Here is a 21,648-nt window from a genome sequence, read left to right on the forward strand (position 1 = left end):
GTGTGCGGGTTCAGGCTTCCTTGATGCGCTTGGCGATGTGCGCCAGCGCGTCTTCCACCTGATCGATCAGGATCAGGCAAAGATCGCCTTCCTGCAAACGCGCCAGGGCGGTATCGATGGCCTTGAACTCGCCGTAGATTTCTTCGATATGCGAAGTACGCGGCGCGCCGGACAAGCCGGAGCGCAGCAACGCCACCACTTCACCATCCACGCGGCCACGCTGGCAGGCATCCTCGTACAACAGCACATCGTCAAACGCGCGGCCGAGGATTTCGGTCTGCTGCGTGATGTCCTGGTCGCGGCGGTCGCCGGCGCCCGAGATCACCACCACGCGGCGCTTGGCCGGCATGGTTTCCACCGCCTTCACCAGCGCCAGGATGGCGTCCGGATTATGGCCGTAGTCGGCGATCAGCGTCGCGCCCTTGTAGTCGAACACGTTGAAGCGGCCCGGCGCATTGTCGGAATCGTTGGCGAAGGTTTTCAGGCCCAGGCGGATCGCGTCCCAGCTGATGCCCACGCCCCACGCCGCCGCCACCGACGCCATCACGTTCTCAACCTGGAAGCCGATGGCGCCGTTGCGGGTGATCGGCACGGCCGACAGCGGAATGCGGTTCTGCTCACGGCCTTCGGCCGCGACGATATGGCCATCTTCCACGTACACGGTGCGGCAGCCCTGCGCCAGGTGCGTGGCGATGACAGGATGCGAGCGGTCGGCGCCGAAGAAGATCACCTTGCCGCGGCAATTGGCCGCCATGCCGGCGACGATAGGATCGACCGCGTTCAGCACCGCGAAGCCGCTCTCCGACACGTTCTGCACGATCACGCGCTTCAACACCGCCAGGTCTTCCACGGTGGTGATGTAGTTCAGGCCCAGGTGGTCGCCCATGCCGATGTTGGTCACCACCGCCACCTGGCAGCGGTCGAAGGCCAGGCCTTCGCGCAGGATGCCGCCGCGCGCGGTCTCGAACACCGCCGCGTCCACGTCCGGATGCAGCAGCACGTTGCGCGCGCTGCGCGGACCGCTGCAGTCGCCGCTGTCGGTCTGGCGGCCTTCGATGTAGACGCCGTCGGTGTTGGTCATGCCGGTGCGCAGGCCGCTGGCGGTTAGCAGGTGCGCGATCAGGCGCACGGTGGTGGTCTTGCCGTTGGTGCCGGTCACCGCCACCACCGGAATGCGGCCGTTCTCGCCCGGCGCAAACATGGTGTTGACGATGGCCTCGCCCACCGCGCGGCCTTTGCCGAACGAAGGCGCGATGTGCATGCGCAGGCCCGGCGCGGCGTTGACTTCCACCACGCCGCCGCGTTGATTCTCAATCGGTTCCAGCACGTTGTCGCAGACCACGTCCACGCCGCACAGATCGAGGCCGATCATCTGCGCCGCTTCCACCGCGCGCGCCGCCACTTCCGGATGCACGTCGTCGGTGACGTCGGTGGCGGTGCCGCCGGTCGACAGGTTGGCGTTGTTGCGCAGGATGACACGCTGGCCCTTGGCCGGCACCGAGTCCGCGTTCAGATCTTGCAGCGCCAGGCGCGCGATGGCGATGTCGTCGAAACGGATCTTGGTCAGCGAGGTCGAATGGCCCGAACCGCGGCGCGGATCGGCGTTGACGATGTCGACCAGTTCACGCACGGTGTGCGTGCCGTCGCCGATCACCAGCGGCGGATCGCGGCGCGCGGCTGCAATCAGCTTGTTGCCGATGACGAGCAGGCGGTAATCGTGGCCCGGCAGGTAGCGCTCGACCATGACGTCGTCGCGGAATTCCTTGGCGGTGCGGAAGGCCGCTTCCAGGTGCTCCTTGGTCATGATGTTGACCGTGACGCCCTTGCCCTGGTTGCCGTCCTTCGGCTTGACCACCACCGGCAGGCCGATTTCCTGCGCGGCCTTCCAGGCGTCGGCTTCGTCTTCCACCGAGCGGCCGATAGGCACCGGCACGCCGGCGGCGTGCAGCAGCTTCTTGGTCAGTTCCTTGTCCTGGGCGATGGTCTCGCCGATGGCGCCGGTGGTGTCCATTTCAGCGGCCTGGATGCGGCGCTGTTTCGAACCCCAGCCGAACATCACCATCGAGCCTTCGGTCAGGCGGCGGAACGGAATGTCGCGCACCACGGCGGCGTTGACGATGGCGCCGGTGCTTGGGCCCAGGCGCACGTCTTCGTCCAGGTCGCGCAATTCGGTCAGCGCGGCTTCCAGGTCGAAGGCGGTATCGGCCAGCACCGACACGATCAGCGCTTCGGCCAGTTCCACGGCGCGGCGGCCGACGGCTTCCTCGGTGTATTCCACCACGGTCTGGTAGATGCCCTGCTCCAGCGTGGCGTGGGTGCGGCTGAAGGTGACCGGGCAGCCGGCTTGCGCCTGCAGGCTCAGTGCCGCCACTTCCAGCACGCGCGCCAGCGGCACGGCGTCCGAGGTGCCGGTGGGATGCAGGGCGCCAACGGCAGGGAAGCGCGCATGCAGGCGCTGCTCGAAGTTCGGCAGCGTCGCGATCGATTGCTCTTCCGGCGGGCACGAGACGATGACTTCCACCGCAGTGTGGTGGCTCCAAAGGTTCGGGCCGCGAAGGGCGCGGGTGCGTATGACTTCCATAACTCTTCTTATTCTCTCAATGATGTATCAGTGGTGAACGCGTTTCGGCGACGCTTCCCAGGTACGCAGGCCGGCGCCGATCAGGTCCGGCGTCAGGCCCAGCGCCCAGCCGGCGGCAATCGCGGCCAGCACGGCTTCCGGCGGCACCAGCGGCGACAGCGGCAGCGTGCCCACTTCTTCGTGGCCGATCGCCATGACGATGTTGTTGCGGGCGCCGTCCTTGCGTTCGAACACCACGCGCTTGCCGTCCTGGCGGTGCGCGGCGATGGCGGCCAGGTGCTCGTCCACGCCATAGAAAATCACTTCGCCGTCGCACAGGTCGGCCATCTCCACCACTTGCGGATCGGCGGCGTTGAGCACCGCCGCGCCGCTTGGCAGCACCACGTCGACCTGGGTGCGCAGCACGTTATACAGCTTGTTGTCGCTGTCGATGTGGAACTCGCTCAGCGACGCGAAATCGCTGACATCGGTCACCACGCCGACCGTGCACTTGTCGTAGGCCAGGCCTTCGGACAGGATCATGCGCGCGTCGTTTTCAAACACACCGGCTTCGACGTTTTTGTTCAGCAGCAGGCGCTCGCCGGTTTCCCAGTCGCTGAAACCGTCGCGCGGCAGCAGGCGGCCGTTGACGAACAGGCCGTCGGCGCAGGTCAGGCCGGTTTTCTTGCCGCTGATTTGCAGCAGCCAGGCCACCAGGCGCGCGGTCATGGTCGTGCCGTGCTTGCCGGTGATGCCGACGATCGGCATGCGGCCGGTGGCGTCGCCGAACAGGTGGTCGACGATCGCTTCGCCAACGTTGCGCGGTTCGCCCACGGCCGGCTTCAGGTGCGCCAGCAAGCCAGGGCTGGCGTTGACTTCGATGATGGCGCCGCCCTGCTCTTCCAGCGGACGCGAAATGTCGGAGCACACCAGGTCGATGCCGGCGATGTCCAGGCCGACCACGCGCGCCGCCAGCGCAGCCATCGCGGCCACCTGCGGGTGCACCTTGTCGGTGACGTCGATGGCGACGTTGCCGTTCGGCTGGATCAGCACTTTCTGGCCTTCGGCCGGCACCGACGCGTGGGTCAGGTTCTGGCGCTTCAGTTCCAGCACGATCTCGCCCGATTCGTCCGGCTTGACCAGGCCCAGTGGGAATTCCTCGGTCTCGCCACGGCGCGGATCGGTGTTGATCTGGGTGTTGCAGAGTTCCAGCACGGTCGATTTGCCGTCGCCGGTGACCCACAGCGATTCGCCGGCGGCGGCAGCCACCACGCGGCGGCCCACCACCAGCAGGCGGTGTTCGTCGCCGACGATGAAGCGTTCGACGATCACGCTGCTGCTGTCGCCTTCCTTGGCGGCCAGTTCATACGCGGCGGCGACATCGGCTTCGGTGGACAGGTTGAGCGAGACGCCGCGGCCATGGTTGCCGTCGTATGGTTTCAGCACGACCGGCAGGCCGATGTCCTCGGCCGCTTCCCATGCCTCGGCGGCGCTGGTGACCAGCTGGCCTTCCGGCACCGGCACGCCGCAGGACGAGATCAGCGTCTTGGTCAGATCCTTGTCGCTGGCGATGCCTTCGGCGATGGCCGAGGTGTGCTCGGTTTCAGCGGTCCAGATGCGGCGCTGCGCGGCGCCGTGGCCCAGCTGCACCAGGTTGCCGTCGGTCAGGCGGATGAATGGAATCTTGCGCACGCCGGCGGCATCGACGATGTTGCCGGTGCTCGGGCCCAGGCACAGGCTCTCGACCAGGTCGGTCAGGCTGGCGACGGTGGCGGCCAGGTCGTACGGACGGTCTTCGATCATCGCCATCAGCAGGTCGCGGCCGGCGGCCAGCGCGGCGCGGCCGACTTCTTCCTGGCGGGTGCGGAAGGCCATCTTGTACAGGCCGGTGTTCTCGCCGATTTCGCGGGTCTTGCCGAAGCCGGTTTTCATGCCGGCCAGGTTTTGCAGTTCCAGGACCACGTGTTCCAGGATGTGGCCGGCATAAGTGCCGTCGCGCAGGCGCTCCAGGAAGCCGCCGTGCTCGCCCACGCCGCAACGGTGCACGATCAGGCCTGGCAGGATGGCTGTCAGGCGCTCATACAATCCGGGCAACAAATTCGATGGAAAGTTCTCCAGCTCGCCGATATCCAGCCACGCCTCGATGACCGGGCGATAGGTCCAGATGTTGGGTCCGCGCAAATGCGTGACGCGGAGAACTTCAATGTCTTTCTTCTTAGTCATGTATTGATTCTTGTAACTTTGTTATCGGCTGAGCCAGCCCGCGCCGTATTGTAAACCCTGTACCCTTGCCCTGCTGCTGTACGGTATACTTGCCGTCAACGCAAAACATTCTATTTTATTGTTCTCTGTCAAATGTTTAATCACTGACAGAATACCGTAAATAATCCGTAATATCAGCCTTTTCCCCTCCGGAGTACGCCGCACGATGACGACCGAACAACTTTCCACTCACTCCAGTACGGGTGATCTGCCTGAACGCTGGCGTTCTGAGATACAGGCACAACTTTCCCAAGGGGAAAACGTTGTAAGTGCCTTGGAGGTTGACCTGGATCAGCAACTTCGTTTTTCCAAGGGTGTAGTGCTGGTCACCACCGGCCGGGTGCTGGCGCGCGCGCCGGGCGCGGAAGGCTGGGAATCGTGGCCGTTCGCGCCCGATCTGACACTGAAACACCATGACCACGCCGGCGTCGGCCACCTGGAGTTAATCAATAAGCAAGGCCGCCTGGGCGCCTGGCGCTTCACGCTGGGCCAGAATCTGGCGGCGATCCGCCTGGTCGAGCAGTTCGACGCCCACCTCGACAGCCACGCCAGCGGCGAACCGGTGGTGGTCGACGATAAAAACGTCTGCCCCAGCTGCAAGGCGCCGATGGAGCCGGACCAGGAAGAATGCCCGGTCTGCACCAAGGTGGTCTACACGCCGCCGTCGACCTGGACGCTGTTCCGCCTGTGGCGCTTCGCCAAGCCGTACAAATGGCAGCTGGCGCTCGGCTTCACCTTCATGCTGCTGTCCACCGGCGCCCACCTGATTCCGCCCTACCTGACCATCCCGCTGATGGACAATGTGCTGATCCCGTACCAGAACGGCAAGGCGGTCGATCCGATGCTGGTGGTGCTGTACATGGCCGGCCTGGTGGGCGCCTCGATCCTGGCCTGGATTTTCGGCTGGGGCAAGACCTATGTGCTGGCGCTGGCATCGGAACGCATCGGCGCCGACCTGCGCACCACCACCTATGAGCATTTGCTGCAGCTGTCGCTGGAATACTTCAGCGGCAAGCGTACCGGCGACCTGATGTCGCGCATCGGTTCCGAGAGCGACCGCATCTGCGTGTTCCTGTCGCTGCACCTGCTGGACTTCCTGTCCGACTGCCTGATGATCATCATGACCGGCGTGATCCTGTTCAACCTCGATCCGTGGCTGGCCATCTGCACGCTGGCGCCGCTGCCGTTCATCGCCTGGATGATCCACCTGGTGCGCGACCGCCTGCGCACCGGCTTCGAAAAGATCGACCGCGTGTGGGGCGAAGTGACCAACGTGCTGGCCGATACCATTCCCGGCATCCGCGTGGTGAAGGCCTTTGCGCAGGAAGCGCGCGAGGCCAACCGCTTCCGCACCGCCAACAAGCACAATCTGGCCGTCAACGACAAGCTCAATAAAGTGTGGTCGCTGTTCTCGCCGACCGTGTCGTTCCTGACGGAGCTGGGGTTGCTGGTGATCTGGGTGTTCGGCATCTACCAGGTCTCCAAGGGCAATATCACGGTGGGTGTGCTGTCGTCGTTCGTGGCGTACGCCAGCCGCTTCTACGGCCGCCTGGATTCGATGAGCCGCATCGTGTCGGTGACGCAGAAATCGGCGTCGGCCGCCAAGCGTATCTTCGACATTCTCGACCACGTGTCGTCGGTGCCGGAGCCGGCCAACCCGGTCAAGCTGGAAAAGGTGGAAGGCAATATCACCTTGCGCGAAGTGGGCTTCCGCTACGGGAACCGCGCGGTCAATCGCGGCATCGACCTGGAGATCAAGGCCGGGCAGATGGTGGGCCTGGTGGGTCACTCGGGCTCCGGCAAATCGACGCTGGTCAACCTGATCTGCCGCTTCTACGATGTGGCGGAAGGCGCGATCATGCTCGATGGCGTCGACATCCGCTCGTTCGCGGTGTCGGACTATCGTCGCAACATCGGCCTGGTGCTGCAGGAACCGTTCCTGTTCTTCGGCACCATTGCCGAGAATCTGGCCTACGGCAAACCGGACGCGACGCGCGCGCAGATCATCGCCGCCGCGCGCGCCGCGCACGCGCACGAATTCATCCTGCGCCTGCCGCAGGGTTACGACTCGATGGTCGGTGAGCGCGGCCAGGGCCTGTCCGGCGGCGAGCGCCAGCGCATTTCGATTGCGCGCGCGCTGCTGATCGATCCGAAGATCCTGATCCTCGACGAAGCCACCGCCTCGGTCGACTCGGAAACCGAAAAAGAAATTCAGCGCGCGCTGGACAACCTGGTGCAGGGCCGCACCACCATCGCCATCGCCCACCGTCTGTCGACCTTGCAGAAGGCCGACCGCCTGGTGGTGCTGGATCGCGGCGTGGTGGTGGAAGACGGTCCGCACGATGAACTGATGGCGCGCGAAGGCGCCTACTACCGCCTGTACCAGGCGCAGGCCCGCAATGTGGACACGGACCTCGACGACAGCGCGAGCAAGGAATAAGACCCATGACGACGACATTTGAACTGATCCGCAATCCCTTCGGCCGTTTGGTGCTGACCACCACCGAGGGCGAGGTGCACGAAGGCGTTTCGCCGGTGCGCGCGTTTCCGGTGCAGGCGCCGGAGGACGGCATCTCGCTGCTCAACGGCGACGGCAAGGAGGTGGCGTGGATCGACCGAATCGCCGACCTGCCGCCGGCCATCGGCGCGCTGGTGAGCGAGGAATTGAGCGGGCGCGAATTCATGCCCGAGATCTCGCGCATCAACAGCGTGACCAGCTACGCCACGCCATGCACGTGGAACGTGGCGACCGATCGCGGCGACACCGAGTTCGTGCTGCGCGGCGAAGAAGACATCCGCCGCCTGACCATCGACACGCTGCTGATCTCCGACATCCACGGCATCCACTACCTGATCCGCGACCTGCGCGCGCTGGACAAGCACAGCAAGAAAATCATCGACCGCTTCCTGTAAGCGCGCCTCGCCGCGCCATCGGCCACCCGCCGATGGCGCCGCCTCCCCATCCTGATCCACCGCAAAGCAAGCCCAAAAAGCTCCCGCATGATGGAATCGTGCGCTCATTCTCGCGATGTTTGGCATCGCGAACTTTGCCATTCGTCCAGCTGAGAGGATCGCAGCTTTTCAGGCCGACGGAAGGAAATACGCAGCGCTGATCGCTAAAGCTGATCATCTCGATGCCGAAACCATCCAGCATTTGTTGCACGAAGCAAGGCAAAGCGACGCAGAAGAAATCGAACCACTGCGAGCTGTGGCATACAACGATGTCATGCTGGAAATCGACGAGCCGGAAGCGCTGATACCACTGACGCCCATGCAAAAGCTCATGGGCGTATTGGCCTGACTATCGTGATTATTTGAAGGCCTTCAGCAGCGCGTCGAACTTCACTTTCAGCGATTCGTCGTGCGCGGTGACGGGCGGTACTTCGCGCTGGACGTTCAGCAGCTGGTAAACCGCCATCTGCGCCGCGCGCACCGAGTATTCGACGGTGAACACCACATCCTCCGGCACTTCGACAAACTGGCTGACCATGGCCAGGTTGCGCGAGCCTGTCGGCACCGGCAACGGGCGGTCGCTGTGCTGGCGCGGCATGAACATGCTGGTGATGTAGGGCATGCGGCACGGGATGCAATTCGCGTTCGACATGACTGCCTCGTAGTCGAAATTCAGATGCCCGCACAACTCGCGCAGGATCTCCTCGCCCGTGCATTCGGCCATCGGCTTGGCGACAAAATTGCCGATGCGGTCCGGATGCAAGCCATAGCCCCAGAACACCTGCACACCCTCCGGCTGCCCGGCAAAGTGCGGCTGATGCGCCAGCACCACCGACATGAACCAGTTGGAGTCCTTGAACGTCACCAGCCCGCCGGTGCCGGCCACGTTGCCGGTGAAGCGTTCCATGCGATCAAAGAAGGCAGGATCTTTCAGCGTCACGGTGAACGACTCCCACCACGACTCCGGAATACTGCTGTTGAACGCCGCCGGATTGCCGAACTGCGGCCGGCCCTTGGCCAGCTTCTCCCACAAAGCCCAGCCCTGGCTGTCACGCTTGTCCAGCTTGGGCGGCGCGCCGTGCATGCTGCCAAAGCTGGACGCATCGGTCATCGAACCATTCTGGAAGAACACCAGATCCTGCGGCCCGACAGCGATCACCTGCGCCACACCCTCGCGCACGCAGTGGATGGCGGTGACGGTGGAGGCATCCTCGCTCAACGCCAGATCCTCAACCCTGCAATCGAAGACCACCTTTACCCCCTGCTGCTGCAACCAGTGCTGCAAAGGACGCACCAGCGAATCGTACTGGTTGTACACAGTGCGCTTGACGCCGGCCAGGGTTTCAATCCGCGAGAACTCCATCATGAAGCGGCGCAGGTAGCGTTTGAATTCCACCGCGCTATGCCACGGCTGGAATGCAAACGTGGTCGCCCACATATACCAGAATTTGGTCTCGAAGAATTCCGGCGACAGCCAGTCGGTGATGGCGCTGTCGTCGAGGTCCTTCTCGTCAGCCTCCTCCAGCTTCACCAGCTCGATGCGATCCTGCATGGAGAAGCCCATCGACGTCACATCGACCTTGAAGCGGTTGCGGTCCACCAGCCGCGCGCGCGAGTGCGACTTGTGCAGCTCATTGAAGGCGATGGTCTCGTCGTACACCGTGCGGCCAGGATGCTCCAGCGACGGAATGCTCTGGAACAGATCCCAGGTGCACTCGTAATTGTCAGTGGTGAGCATGCGGCCGCCGCGCAACGTGTAGCCGCTGTCCGGATTGCCGCCGCCATCGAGACTGCCGCCGGCCAGCGGCATCGCTTCGAAAATGGTGATGTCGCTGCCGGCCACGCCGCCGTCGCGGATCATGAACGCCGCTGCCGCCAACGAACCAATGCCGCCGCCGACCAGATACGCTTTAATGGGATGATTCATGGGACTCCTCGCAGTGGTATGTATGCAAAGAGTCTAGGCCGTCGCGGACCGCAGTTCCGTACGTTAAATCAAAAAAGCCGGGATTAGAAGCGCCTACCTAAAAGGCAACGCCACAGAACAAAAAAAGCTCCGCGAACGGAGCTTTTTTTGAGGCAGGCGACGCTTACTTCACCGTGTACATATTGGCGTACTTCACGCCAAAGTACAGGATGAACACATAGCACGCGGCCGGCACGAAGAACGACAATTGCAGGCTGATGGTATCGGCCAGCAGGCCTTGCGCGAACGGCACCAGTGCGCCGCCCACGATCGCCATGCACAGCACGCCCGAACCCTGGCCGGTCAGCGGACCCAGTTTGTTCAGCGCCATCGAGAAGATGGTCGGGAACATGATGGAGTTGAACAGGCCCACCGCAACGATCGACCACTTGGCCACATCGCCATGGCTGAAGATCGCCGTCAGCACCAGCAGGATCACCACCGACGCATTGAACGCCAGCGCCTTGCCCGGGCTGACCTTCTGCATCACGACGAAGCCAACGAAGCGGCCGATCATCGCGCCGAACCAGTAGTAGCCGACGTAGTGCGCCGCATCCGCCGCCGACAGGCCGGCCACGTGCGGTTCGCCGAGGAAGTTGATCAGGAAGCTGCCGATGCTGACTTCACCGCCCACGTACAGGAAGATCGCCACCGCGCCCAGCGCCAGGTGACGGTGCTTGAGCACATCCAGCAGACCGCCTTCGTCGGCGCCAGGTTCCGGCTCCGCGTCGACAATCTTCGGCAGACGCGCCAGCGCGAACAGGATCGCCAGCACCAGCAGTGCGCCGGCCAGCGCCAGGTAAGGCCCCTGCACGCTCGATGCCTGCGCCGCGTTGTAGGCTTTCAGCTGGTCCGGGCCAAGTTGCGCCAGGTCTGCCGCGCTCATCACGCCGCCGGCCAGGATCAGCATCCCGCCCAGGAACGGCGCCACGGTAGTGCCCAGCGAGTTGAAGGCCTGCGTCAGCGTCAGGCGGCTGGACGCGGTGCGCGCATCGCCCAGCACCGCCACGTAAGGATTGGCCGCCACCTGCAGGATGGTGATGCCGCCCGCCAGCACGAAGAAGGCGATCAGGAACAGCGTGTAGCCGCTGGTCGCCGCTGGATAGAACAGCGCGCAGCCGGCAGCCGCAATCGTCAGGCCGGCCACGGCGCCGTTCTGGTAGCCGATTTTCCTGATCAGCATACCCGCCGGCAGCGACACGATGAAGTACGCGCCGAAGAAGCAGAACTGCACCAGCATCGCCTGCACATAGGTCAGCGTGTACACCGCCTTCAGGTGAGGAATCAGCACGTCGTTCAGGGACGTCAGCAGACCCCACATGAAGAACAGGATGGTGACGATGACCAGCGGACCGGTATAACTTCCCGCCGCCTGCGACTGCCCGGATGCCGCCGGGGCAGTTTGCGAATAGTGTTCCATACTTTTACTTTCTCCTCGTTTTATTTGAAGTCGCCGCACGCCAGCGCATCCTTGTCCTTGGCGGCGCCGCCAACGATCTGGATGTTGGCGAACGTCGCGGCAAACGGCGCATCGGCGGCCACGCTGAACGGCGTGCTGAATACCGCCAGCGGCAAGCCCTTGGCGGCGAAACAGGACAGCGGAATCTTCACCGTCTGCTTGCCCTTGCCCGCCAGTTGCTGGAAGACAGAAGCCGCATCCAGTTCCACCGTTTCGATGCCGATCAGGACTTTGCCCTGCGGCGCAGCCGACACGATAGCATCAAATTGCAGCGCGCCGTCAGTACTCGCATAGGCCGGCAGCTTGATCGCCTTCTTCGCCTGCGCTTCCAGCTTGGCCGGGCCGCTCCAGGTCAGACGCTTGGCGTCCTGCTGGGTGTTGATCTGCGCGGTTTCCACTTTGACGGTCGGCAGGTTGAACACGGCGTTCAGATCCGCGCCCAGCGCCACACGCTGGCCGCCGCTGTTAACGTACAAGCCGTAGGTCGAACGGTCGGTCGGATTGTACACCGGCACCGCCAGCGATTTGCCGCAGCCGCCTTCCGGATAGCTGGTATCCAGCGCCGGCACGGTGGCCTTGCTGCGGTAGTTCAGGCCGTAGCCGTATTTGAACAGCGGATCGTAGTTGGCGTCGCCCACGTTCAGCGGCGACTGGCAGACCGACTTCGGCCACGAGAACGACAGCTTGCCGCGGAAGTCCGCATTCACCTTGCCGTTGGCCTTGCGGAACAGGACATCGGACACGCCCTTGCCCTCGGTGCCCGGCAGCCACGCGGCCACCACGCTGTCCGACAGGTTGATGATGTCGTTGGTGTACAGCGGACGGCCGGTCACCAGCAGCGTCACCACCGGCTTGCCCTTGCCCGATACCGCCTGCAACACCGCCAGGTCTTCCGGATGGCGGCCCGACAGGCGCAGCGTGCCGGCCGGGCCGATGTCGCCATCGCCTTCGGCATACGGCGTTTCTCCGATCACTGCGATCACCGCATCGAACTTGCTGACATCGACGTCGGCCGCGTTCTCGCTGAAGGTGACGTTGGCATCGCCGGCGGCGTCCTTGATGCCGGCCAGGATAGTGTCGCTGTACGGATAATCGCTGTTCTTGTTGTCGGTGCCCTGCCAGGTCAGCGACCAGCCGCCCGACTGGTTGGCCATGTTGTCGGCGCTCTTGCCGACCACCAGGATCTTCTTGCCGCGCGCCAGCGGCAGCACGCCGCCGTTATTCTTCAGCAGCACCAGCGACTCGCCCACCGCCTGGCGCGCCAGCGCGCGGTCCTGCAGCACTTCCTGCTTGCCGGCGTAAATGTTCTGCGAAGGCTTCTTGTTGTCGAACAGCCCGGCACGCAGTTTCACGCGCAGGATGCGGGTCACGGCATCGTCGATGCGCGACATCGGAATCTCGCCCTTCTCCACCTGCGCGATGGTGTTGGCGATGAAGGTCTTCCACTTCTCCGGCACCATCACCATGTCGACGCCGGCGTTGATCGAAGCGGCGCAGCTGTCTTCCGCGCAGCCCGGCACTTCGGTGATCGCGTTCCAGTCGCTGACCACCAGGCCATCGAAGCCCATTTTCTCTTTCAGCGCCACGGTCAGCAGTTCACGGCTGCCATGCATCTTGCCGTGGTCGTTGCCGCCCTTGACATCGTTCCAGCTGTTGAAGGAAGCCATCACGGTCTGCACGCCGGCCTGCAACGCCGGGTAATAGCCCTGCGCGTGGATGTTGATCATCTCCGACATGGTGGACTGGTTGACGCCGCGGTCCTTGCCTTCCGCCGTGCCGCCGTCGCCAACGAAGTGCTTGGCGGTGGCCACCACGGTGTTGTCGGATTTCAGATCGCCCTGCAAGCCCTTGACGTACACGCCGGCATACGATTTGACGATGGCAGGATCTTCCGAGAAGCTCTCGTAGGTCCGTCCCCAGCGGTCATCGCGCACCACGGCCAGCGTCGGCGCAAACACCCAGTCGATGCCGGTGGCGCGCACCGCCTTGGCGACCGACCTGGCCATCTCGCCGACCAGTTTCGGATCGTTGGCGGCGCCGAGGCCGATGTTATGCGGGAACAGCGTGGCGCCGTACATATTCGAGTTGCCGTGCATGGCGTCGATGCCCCAGATGACCGGAATCTGCACCTTCATGTCGGTGCTCATCGAGGCGTCGTAGTAGGCGTCGGCCAGCTTGACCCAGTCGGCCGCGCTGGCGTGCTTGTTCCCTTCCGGCCAGCTGCCGCCGCCGTTCAGCACGGAGCCGATGTAGTATTTGCGGATGTCTTCCGGCGTGCTGAATTTGATTTCAGGTTGCGTCATCTGGCCGATCTTCTGCGCCAGCGTCATGCCCGCCACGATCTGCTTGATGCGCGCTTCCATCGCCTTGTCCTGCTTGACGGCGCTGGTGATGCGCGGCCAGTCGGCCAGCGGCTTGGCGGCCGGGGCGGCGATGACGTTGGCCCCCAAGGCCAAGGTGGCGGCCAGCACGGCACGGCGCAGGATGTGATTGGTCGTGGTCTTCATTACGTATTGTCTCCGTTGTGATTATGAGTTCTGGCCGCGCACGAAGGCGCTGTACCATTGGCCGCTTTGCTTGACGATGCGGCGCTGCGTCGGGTAGTCGATATAGGTCAGGCCGAAACGGCGCAGATAGCCTTCCGCCCATTCGAAGTTATCCAGCAGGCTCCAGGCGAAGTAGCCCTTGATCTTGCCGCCGGCGGCAATCGCGTCGCGCATCGCGGCCAGGTGGCGGATCAGGTAGTCGCGGCGTGCGGTGTCGGTCACCGTGCCGTCGGCATCGATGTGGTCATCGTAGGACGAGCCGTTTTCGGTCACGTACAGATCGCCGGTCGGATAGTCGCGCGCCACGCGTTCCAGCAGCGTGACCAGGCCTTCCGGCGACACTTCCCAACCGAAGTCGGTGCGCTGGCGGTCCTGCGGATGGATGATGCGGGTACGCAGCGGATACTCGTCCGGCGCGTCGACCACCACTTCCGGGAAGTAGTAGTTCACGCCCAGGAAATCGCACGGCGCGGCGATGGCTTCCATGTCGCCCTGTTCCACCACCGGCGCATCCTTGCCGACCAGCGCCAGCGCTTCCGCCGGATAGCCGCGGCCATACAGCACGTCCAGGAACCAGCGGTTGCGCAGCGCGTCGTGGCGCGACACCGCCGCCTGGTCGGCCGCGCTGTCGCTGCCGGCCTTGATCGGATGCAGGCTCAATGCGATGCCGATCTGCGCGCCCGGCACATTGGCGCGGATCAGCGGCACGGCGCGGCCGTGCGACACCAGTACGTTGTGGCAGATCTGCAGCGCCAGCGGCAGGCTCTTGTTGCCCGGTGCGTGCATGCCGTCCCAGTTGCCGTGCATGGCCGTGCACCATGGCTCGTTGTGCGTGATCCAGTGCTTGACGCGGCTACCCAGCAGTCTGGTGATGACGTCCACATATTGCAGGTAAGCGTCGATGGTGGCGCGGTTGTTCCAGCCGCCCTGGTCTTCCAGGTACTGCGGCAAGTCCCAGTGGTACAGCGTGCACCATGGTTGCAGGCCGCGCGCCAGCATGCCGTCCACCAGTTTCGAGTAGAACTCAAGGCCTTTCGGATTCGGCGCCGCGTCCACGCCGTTGAAGATGCGCGTCCACGCGATCGAGAAGCGGTAGGAGTTGAGGCCCATGGACTGGGCCAGGTCCAGATCCTCTTCCCAGCGGTGGTAATGGTCGCAGGCCACGGCGCCGGTGGAGCCGTCGCGGATCTTGCCCGGCGTGGCGCTGAAGGTGTCCCAGATCGATGGCACGCGGCCATCGGCATCGGCCGCGCCTTCAATCTGGTAAGCCGAGGTGGAGACGCCCCACAGGAAGTCGCTGGCGAAGTCGGTACGCTTAATCATGGTCATATTATTTTTTAGCGAAAGGAGTAGGTGGAACAGGAGCGTTCATCCACTTGATGGCGGTTTGCTGCGGTTGATACGGCACGCTGCCAAACAGGCGGAAAAGGTTTTCAATCTCGGCAAGCGAGGCCTGGTTGAAATCGAGTTTGGGAATCCTGGCGCCGGGCGCGTTGGTGACCAGACCCCAGGTGCCCTTGCCCTGACCGCCCTTGTTGGTCACCAGCTTGTAGGCCCAGGCGGTGCTGGCCCAGCCGTTGGCGACATAGGTGTCGTAGGTGACGCGGGTGACCTGGCCGCCGTTCTCGGCGCCCATGAAGGCCCACGGCTGGAACTCGCCGACGAAGAAGGCGGTATCGAGCGCATCGAGCTTGGTCTTCCATTTGCAAACGTTGTCACCTTTGCCCGTGCATTGCAGCCAGTCCTTGTGTACGGCCAGTCCCGGCTTGCCCCAGCCGAAGTGGCCCGGATACGGATGCATCTCGAAGGCGACGTTGCTCATGCCGTGCTCGGACGGTTTGCCGTAGGCGTCGATGCCCTTGCTGTGGCCGGGCAGGATGATGACGTGGTTCGGGTCCACCTCGCGGATCGCCTTGTACAGCGTGGCCATGACCAGCGCCAGGTTCTCCGGCGTGGTGCCCCATGGTTCGTTGAGGATGCTGTAGCCGGCCACCGCGCCGCGGTCCTTGTAGCGCGCGGCGATCTGCTGCCACAGCCAGATGGTGCGCTCCTGGTATTCCGGCGTGTCCCAGTATTTGTTGCGGCCGGCGCAGCCGCTATGGTGTTCCCAGCCCTGGCTGCCGACGGCGCCGTGCAGATCGAAGACCACATACACGCCGCGCTTCTCGGCCTGGTCGACGGCGTTGTCCAGGTACTTCCAGGCGTCGGCGCGCAGGTGGCGCGGATTCTTCTCGTCCTCCACCACGCTGTAGATGAACGGCAGGCGCACCAGGTTCAGATTCAGCTTGGGCAGCATGTCCCAGTCGCGCTCCTTGATCCAGTTGTCGCGGTACAGCGTGTACAGGCGCTGGCGCTCCTCGTAGCCGAAGCGCTGGTCCAGCACCGCCTCCAGCTTGCACTGGTCGTCGACGGCCTTGGTCTCCTGCCCCATCATCCAGAATTCCTGGATCAGGTAATTGCCCAGATTGACGCCGCGCAGCGCCGGCTGCTTGCCGTCGGCGGTCAGCCATTTGGCGCCTTCCGTGTGCAGCATGGGCAAGGCCGCCGTCTGCGCATGGGCCGCGCCGGCGAGCAGGAGCGCCGCTGTCGCGGCGATGCTGAGCAATCGTTTTACAGGCATGCTGCCTCCGTTGATGGAATCGTTTCCAATATACTGCAAAAAAAGAGCATGCGACCAGCGCCTGCTCCTTGTTTTTACTTCGTTTTACCGGTCACCGCCGCCAGCGAAGCCCGCTCGGCGACATGCAGCTGGTATTCGCGCGTCACGGGACGCTTCAATTCATAGCAGCGGTTCAGCAGAAAGTTCAGACCGTTCATGGTCATCTCGCTCCACGGAATGTGCACGCTGGTCAGCTGCGGCGCGGTGAATTCCGCGCTGTGCGTATCATCGTAGCTGAGCACCGACACCTGCTCCGGCACGCGCACGCCCCGCTTCTGGAACAGGGACAAGGCGCCTACCGCCATTTCATCATTGGCGCAAAACACCGCCGTAAACTCCGTGCCCGACGCCAGCAATTCCTCGGCGCGGGCAAAGCCGCCTTCCGGGGTGAACTCGCCGTCCGCCATCCACACCTTGCTGCTGTCGACACCCACCGCATCCAGCTCCGCCATGAATCCGGCGATCCGCTGCTGGTTGTCGGGCGCCGCCGCGCGGCCGGCGATCACGGCGATCTTGCGGTGGCCCAGTTCCAGCAAGGTGCGCGCCGCCAGCCGTCCGCCGGCCTCGTGGTCCACCGTGAAGCACTGGCTCTCCATGCCCGGCAAGTCCTGGTTGATCGCCACTACCCGCGACTGGAACGGCCCCAGCGCCGCAAAGTCCTCCGCCTCCATCGCCGTGCTCATGACGATCAGGCCGTCGCTGCCGCGCTCGATCAGAAAGTTCAAGCCGTCGATCGCCTGGTTGCGCGCATCGCCGTCGCCGACGCCGAAGGCCACCACCATGTTCAGCCCCGCCTCGCGTAAAGCCGTGTAAATCGCTTGCAGGATCGGCGTGTAGAACGTGCCGGCCAGGTAAGGGATGTACACGCCGATCATCTGCGACGAGCCCGACAGCAGCGAGCGCGCCGCGTGCGACGGCCGGAATTCCAGCTCCTCGATCGCCTTGCGCACCTTGTCCTGCGTCGACTGCGACACCGAGCCCTTGCCGCTGATAACGCGCGAAGCGGTGCCCAGTCCCACACCCGCCAGCCGGGCTACGTCTTTGATGGTTGCCACAAGTTCCCTTATCCGTTCAGTCTATGCGGCGGCAAGGATAACCCACACCCTCATACATGACAAGCAGGCTATGCCTATGATCAATCCTGCAACGCCGAGGCGATGCCCTTCTGCGCGCGCTCCACCGGCATGCGGGTATTCCAGTAGGTGGTCAGCACATCCTGCAGCGCACCGTTCTGGTCCGGAGTCAGAAACACTTCGATCATGCCGACCGCGCGCGACTTGTCTTTCAGGATCGCCATGCCAGCCTGCGCGCACACGTCCATGCTCGACGTGTCGACATTGCTGAGTATGGGCAGCGAACCCTTGATCTTGTTGAACTCCAGCTGCGCGCCCGGCGTCAGCATGGTGGTGGCCAGCAGTTTTTGCGCGCGCACCGCGTCCGGGTTGCTGGTTTTCGGGAACACGAAGGCGTCGCCCTGGATCAGGTACGGCACGTTGGCGCCGAGGCCGGGAATGCAGCCGAAGTCCTTGCCGGCGGTCTGGCGCGCGGCGGCGAATTCGCCCTTGGCCCAGTCGCCCATGATCTGCACGCCGGCCTTGCCGCTGATGAGCATGGCGGTGGCGTCGTTCCAGTTGCGGTTGGGCGAGCCGGCGTCCACATAGCCCTGCAGGCGCTTGAAGGCCAGCAGCACTTTCTTGAACGCCTCGGAATTGATCGCTTTCGGCGAGCGGTCGCGCAGCACTTGCAGGTACAGCTCCTTGCCGCCAACGTTGGCCAGCATGGCCTGGAACAGGATGTTTTCCTGCCACGGCTGGCCGCCGTGCGCCAGGCCGACCAGACCGGCGGCCTTCAGCTTGTCGAGCGCGGCGAACAGCTCATCCGGCGTGGCCGGTTCCTTGGCGATGCCGGCCTTCTTGAAGGCGGCCTTGGAATACCAGATCCAGGTCGACATGTGAATGTCCACCGGCACCGCGTAGAAATGGCCCTTGACCTTGATGACGTCCAGCACCGGCTGCGGCATCAGCTGGTCCCAGCGGTCGCGCGCGGCGATGTCGTCGACGTTGTTGAGCGAACCCTGGTCGATCAGGTCGCGGAACTGTTTGGTGGTGTTGAACTGGGCGGCGGTGGGCGGATTGCCGCCGACGATGCGGTTGATCGCCACCGCCTTGGCCTGGTCGGCGCCGGCAATCGCGGTGTCGCCCCAGACGCCGCCGGCGGCGCGGTAGGCGTCGGCGAACTTGCGCACGGCCGCCGACTCGCTGCTGGAAGTCCACCAGTGCATCACTTCCGCTTTCGGCGCGGCAGCCGCGGCAGCGTCGGATTTGCCGGCAGCGAAGGCCAGCACGGCCAGCAAGGCCCATGCGATGCGCGTCGCGCCCGTACTTTGCTTGTACATCCAGTCTCCGTCTATTTTTTTGTCATACCGAGATACTACCGCTTCCACCGGCAAAAAAGCCGGCGCCGTCCAGGGCGCCGGCAACTTCGCGGGGCGAAGAGACGATGGTGAGCGCCAAACGAAATTGGAAACGTTCCCAATTCTGCTTTGAATATAGCATCCAATGATTTTCAGTGTCAACGGAAAGTCGGCGGCTTGTGCCGCATCAATCGGGAACATTTCCTGATGGATAAAATCAAAGCGCCACCATTCTCGGGAGAAACCCATGCGCCGCAGCAGCCGGCCCCGCCAGCGGGGCGTGATCGCCGTCCTGTGCTGCGCCATGGTGCTGGGCATCCTGGCCATCGTCGGGCTGGCGCTGGACCTGGCCATGGTCTACAACCGCAAGGCCGAGTTGCAGGGACTGGCCGAAGCCACCGCCCTGGCCGCCGCACGCGAGCTGAACGGCACCAGCGCCGGCATCACCAGCGCCGCGACCGCCGCCGCCAACGCCGCGCTCGGCTTCCGCTATCAGTACAACCAGCAGGCCGTGGCCTGGAGCAGCGACGCGCTGCGCTTCGCCGCCGCCGCCAACACGCCGGACGAAGGCTGGACCGACGCGGCCGGCGCGCAGGCGGCGCCGGTCAGCATGCTGTACGCCAAGGTGGACACGCGCGCGCTGCCGGGCGATGCCGGCGTGGTCGCCACCATGTTCATGCTGCTGACGCCCAACGGGCCGCTCAGCGTCAGCACGGCGGCGCGCGCGGTGGCCGGCCGCGTGTCGACGCTGGTGACGCCGCTGGCGATCTGCGCCCAGTCGCCGGCGCCAGCAGCGGCGCGCGCCAACGTCGCCGGCAGCGGCATGTACGATGAACTGGTGGAATTCGGCTTCCGGCGCGGCGTCTCCTACGACCTGATGAACCTCAATCCGAACGGCGCCACGCCGGAAAACTTCGTCATCGATCCGCTGGCGCCGCCCGGCGTGGCCGGCACGGCGGCCCACTTCGCCAGCGACGTGGTGGGCCCCTTCGTCTGCGCCGGCCAGTTGCCGATGCCGACCGTGATGGGCGGACAGCTGACGCTGCAACGCGGCTTCCCGCTGGGCGCCTACGCAGCCCACCTGAACTCGCGCTTCGACGACTACGCCGGCCATGCCTGCACGGCGGAAGGCGCGCCGCCGGACAGCAACATCATGCCCTTCGATAAATCCACCATCGCGTGGATGGTGCCCGGCCCCGCCACCCAGGCTGCCGACAGCTGGCAGAGCGGCGGCAAGCTGTGGACGCGCGCCGACCCGCTGCCGGGCGACGCCAGCAACACCGCGCCGCTGTACGGAACGCTGTGGGCATACGCCCGCGCCGTCCCCTACGCGACCTACACGGCCCAGCCGGCCGAGCCGGCCGGCGGCTATGGCGGCTTCCAGACCACCGCATGGTCCAAGCTGTACGCGCCGGGGCCGCCGGCGGCCACCGGCTATCCGTCGACCTCGCTGACGCTCGCGCCTTACGCCCTCTCCAGCAGCAGCACCTTCCGCGCCCCCACCACACCCGAGCACCAGCCGGGGGTGGCCAAACGGCGCGTGCTCAACGTGGCGCTGCTGGACTGTCCGGTGGCCGCCGGCGCCATCACCAGCGCCAGCGTGCGCGGCGTGGGGCGCTTCTTCATGACCGTGCCGGCCACTGCCGCCAGCCTCAACGCGGAATTCGGCGGCGTCGCCCCGGCGGCGGCGTTGAGCGGCACGGTGGAGTTGCAGCGATGACGCCGGTGTGCAGCCATGCGGACGACTGAGCGTCAGCGCGGCGCCACCGCCGCCGAATTCGCCTTGTGCGCGGTGGTCTTCTTTACCGTGGTGTTCTTCATTATCGAACTGGCGCGCGCGCTGTACCTGCTGAACACGCTGCAGGAAACGACGCGCCGCGCGGCGGCCATGGCGGCCGTCAGCGACTTCAGCGATCCGGCGGTGATGAACCAGGTGCGGCAGGCGGCCGTGCTGCGCGACGGACCGGGCATGCTGCTGCTGGGCGCGCCGGTCACCGACGCCCATGTGCGCATCGACTACCTGTCGCTGCCGCGCACTGCCGGCGGCGTCATGACCATGACGCCGATGCCGGCGGCCAGCCTGCCGGCCTGTCCGGCGCGCGCGCGCATCCAGTGCGTCGCCAATCCGAACGGCGACAGCTGCATCCGTTTCGTGCGGGTGCGCATCTGCGCGCCCGACGCGGCCGACTGCAAAGCCGTCCTTTACCAGCCATTACTGCCCCTGACCGCCATCAACTTCCCGCTGCCGCCGGCGACCACCATCGCCAAAGCCGAATCGCTCGGCTTCCAGCCGGGGAGCACTTTATGTCCATGAAATTTGACGATGAAGATCGCCCGGCCTATGATCAGGCGATGGAAGCGCGTATACAAAAGATTGAGTCCGAACTGGCCACTCTCAAAATCGATGGGGCGGTGATCAAGTCCAACTATGCCACCAAGGCCGATATCGCCGAATTGAAGACGCTCATCGCCGAAGCCAAATCGTCCATCATCATCTGGGTAGTGAGTGCGATCTTCCTCGCCCAGGTGCTGCCATCTTTGCTGAAGCTGTTCCTTGCCAGCTAGCGCACCAGGGACCTTATTTATCGGCCAGCATGTCCGCAATGGCGTTGATCACCACCTGCGCCTGCGCCTTCGGAATGATGACGATGCTGTCGTCGTGCCCATCCATCCCCTGTTGCCGCAGCACGATTTCGCCGTTGCTGTTTGCGTAGATGGCCAGCGCGTCCACGCGCGGCAGCACCAGCGATTCCCTCGCCGACGTGCTGTTCCAATCCCAGTCCGCCATATCAATCCTTGGTTGTTGTTTGATACGGCATGATAGCCCAACA

At 64.4% G+C, this 21,648-nt stretch carries 16 protein-coding genes; 6 read left to right on the top strand and 10 right to left on the bottom strand.

What is annotated here, in order from left to right; genetic code table 11:
- Nucleotides 1-10: 10 nt before the first annotated feature.
- Complete coding sequence (cphA, locus tag GJ698_RS17270; protein WP_154359098.1) at nucleotides 11-2,581, bottom strand: cyanophycin synthetase; 2,571 nt, start codon at nucleotides 2,579-2,581, stop codon at nucleotides 11-13.
- 27 nt (nucleotides 2,582-2,608) lie between these two features.
- Nucleotides 2,609-4,783, bottom strand: coding sequence for a cyanophycin synthetase (locus tag GJ698_RS17275; RefSeq protein WP_154359099.1), 2,175 nt, complete (start codon nucleotides 4,781-4,783; stop codon nucleotides 2,609-2,611).
- A gap of 205 nt (nucleotides 4,784-4,988) precedes the next feature.
- Here GJ698_RS17275 and GJ698_RS17280 point away from each other — a divergent pair, with 205 nt between their 5' ends.
- From GJ698_RS17280 to GJ698_RS17290, 3 genes are all read left to right on the top strand, one after another.
- Nucleotides 4,989-7,262 carry a cyanophycin metabolism-associated ABC transporter gene (locus tag GJ698_RS17280; RefSeq protein ID WP_154359100.1) on the top strand — a complete coding sequence of 758 codons (2,274 nt, stop codon included), beginning with the start codon at nucleotides 4,989-4,991 and terminating at the stop codon, nucleotides 7,260-7,262.
- Between the two features lie 5 nt (nucleotides 7,263-7,267).
- On the top strand, nucleotides 7,268-7,735 hold the full coding sequence (locus GJ698_RS17285; RefSeq protein ID WP_154359101.1) for a cyanophycin metabolism-associated DUF1854 family protein: 468 nt from the start codon (nucleotides 7,268-7,270) through the stop codon (nucleotides 7,733-7,735).
- A gap of 115 nt (nucleotides 7,736-7,850) precedes the next feature.
- Nucleotides 7,851-8,123, top strand: coding sequence for a hypothetical protein (locus tag GJ698_RS17290; protein ID WP_154359102.1), 273 nt, complete (start codon nucleotides 7,851-7,853; stop codon nucleotides 8,121-8,123).
- A gap of 9 nt (nucleotides 8,124-8,132) precedes the next feature.
- Here the strand turns inward: GJ698_RS17290 and GJ698_RS17295 are convergent, their stop codons facing one another.
- The 7 genes from GJ698_RS17295 to GJ698_RS17325 form a co-directional block, all read right to left on the bottom strand.
- The gene (locus tag GJ698_RS17295) at nucleotides 8,133-9,701 is read right to left on the bottom strand and encodes an oleate hydratase (RefSeq protein ID WP_154359103.1); all 1,569 of its coding nucleotides are present in this window, start codon (nucleotides 9,699-9,701) and stop codon (nucleotides 8,133-8,135) included.
- Between the two features lie 163 nt (nucleotides 9,702-9,864).
- Complete coding sequence (locus GJ698_RS17300) at nucleotides 9,865-11,160, bottom strand: sugar MFS transporter (RefSeq protein ID WP_154359104.1); 1,296 nt, start codon at nucleotides 11,158-11,160, stop codon at nucleotides 9,865-9,867.
- Nucleotides 11,161-11,180: 20 nt separating this feature from the next.
- The gene (locus tag GJ698_RS17305) at nucleotides 11,181-13,706 is read right to left on the bottom strand and encodes a glycoside hydrolase family 3 protein (protein WP_154359105.1); all 2,526 of its coding nucleotides are present in this window, start codon (nucleotides 13,704-13,706) and stop codon (nucleotides 11,181-11,183) included.
- A 21-nt stretch (nucleotides 13,707-13,727) separates the two neighbouring features.
- Nucleotides 13,728-15,068: a GH1 family beta-glucosidase gene (locus GJ698_RS17310; RefSeq protein WP_229260033.1), complete on the bottom strand. Its 1,341-nt coding sequence runs from the start codon at nucleotides 15,066-15,068 to the stop codon at nucleotides 13,728-13,730.
- 7 nt (nucleotides 15,069-15,075) lie between these two features.
- Nucleotides 15,076-16,365, bottom strand: a complete 1,290-nt coding sequence (locus tag GJ698_RS17315; protein ID WP_154359107.1) for a glycoside hydrolase family 5 protein — start codon at nucleotides 16,363-16,365, stop codon at nucleotides 15,076-15,078.
- Between the two features lie 74 nt (nucleotides 16,366-16,439).
- Complete coding sequence (locus GJ698_RS17320) at nucleotides 16,440-17,459, bottom strand: LacI family DNA-binding transcriptional regulator (protein ID WP_371865358.1); 1,020 nt, start codon at nucleotides 17,457-17,459, stop codon at nucleotides 16,440-16,442.
- Between the two features lie 80 nt (nucleotides 17,460-17,539).
- Entirely contained in the window at nucleotides 17,540-18,799 is a 1,260-nt protein-coding gene (locus GJ698_RS17325) for an ABC transporter substrate-binding protein (RefSeq protein ID WP_154359108.1), read from the bottom strand.
- Nucleotides 18,800-19,064: 265 nt separating this feature from the next.
- Between GJ698_RS17325 and GJ698_RS17330 the strand changes: the two genes are divergently transcribed.
- Genes GJ698_RS17330 through GJ698_RS17340 form a run of 3 tightly spaced genes read left to right on the top strand, consistent with a single transcriptional unit; the run spans nucleotide 19,065 to nucleotide 21,382 of the window.
- On the top strand, nucleotides 19,065-20,537 hold the full coding sequence (locus GJ698_RS17330) for a pilus assembly protein TadG-related protein (protein WP_154359109.1): 1,473 nt from the start codon (nucleotides 19,065-19,067) through the stop codon (nucleotides 20,535-20,537).
- Nucleotides 20,538-20,552: 15 nt separating this feature from the next.
- A complete protein-coding gene (locus GJ698_RS17335) occupies nucleotides 20,553-21,131 on the top strand; it encodes a TadE/TadG family type IV pilus assembly protein (protein WP_154359110.1) in 579 nt (192 codons plus the stop codon).
- Nucleotides 21,122-21,382: a hypothetical protein gene (locus tag GJ698_RS17340; RefSeq protein WP_154359111.1), complete on the top strand. Its 261-nt coding sequence runs from the start codon at nucleotides 21,122-21,124 to the stop codon at nucleotides 21,380-21,382. The genes GJ698_RS17335 and GJ698_RS17340 overlap by 10 nt, the downstream gene beginning before the upstream one ends.
- 13 nt (nucleotides 21,383-21,395) lie before the next feature.
- Here the strand turns inward: GJ698_RS17340 and GJ698_RS17345 are convergent, their stop codons facing one another.
- Nucleotides 21,396-21,605, bottom strand: a complete 210-nt coding sequence (locus tag GJ698_RS17345) for a hypothetical protein (RefSeq protein ID WP_154359112.1) — start codon at nucleotides 21,603-21,605, stop codon at nucleotides 21,396-21,398.
- Between the last annotated feature and the right edge of the window lie 43 nt (nucleotides 21,606-21,648).

Origin of the sequence: Duganella aquatilis (genome assembly GCF_009674565.1) — a bacterium.
Taxonomy (GTDB): domain Bacteria; phylum Pseudomonadota; class Gammaproteobacteria; order Burkholderiales; family Burkholderiaceae_D; genus Rugamonas; species Rugamonas aquatilis.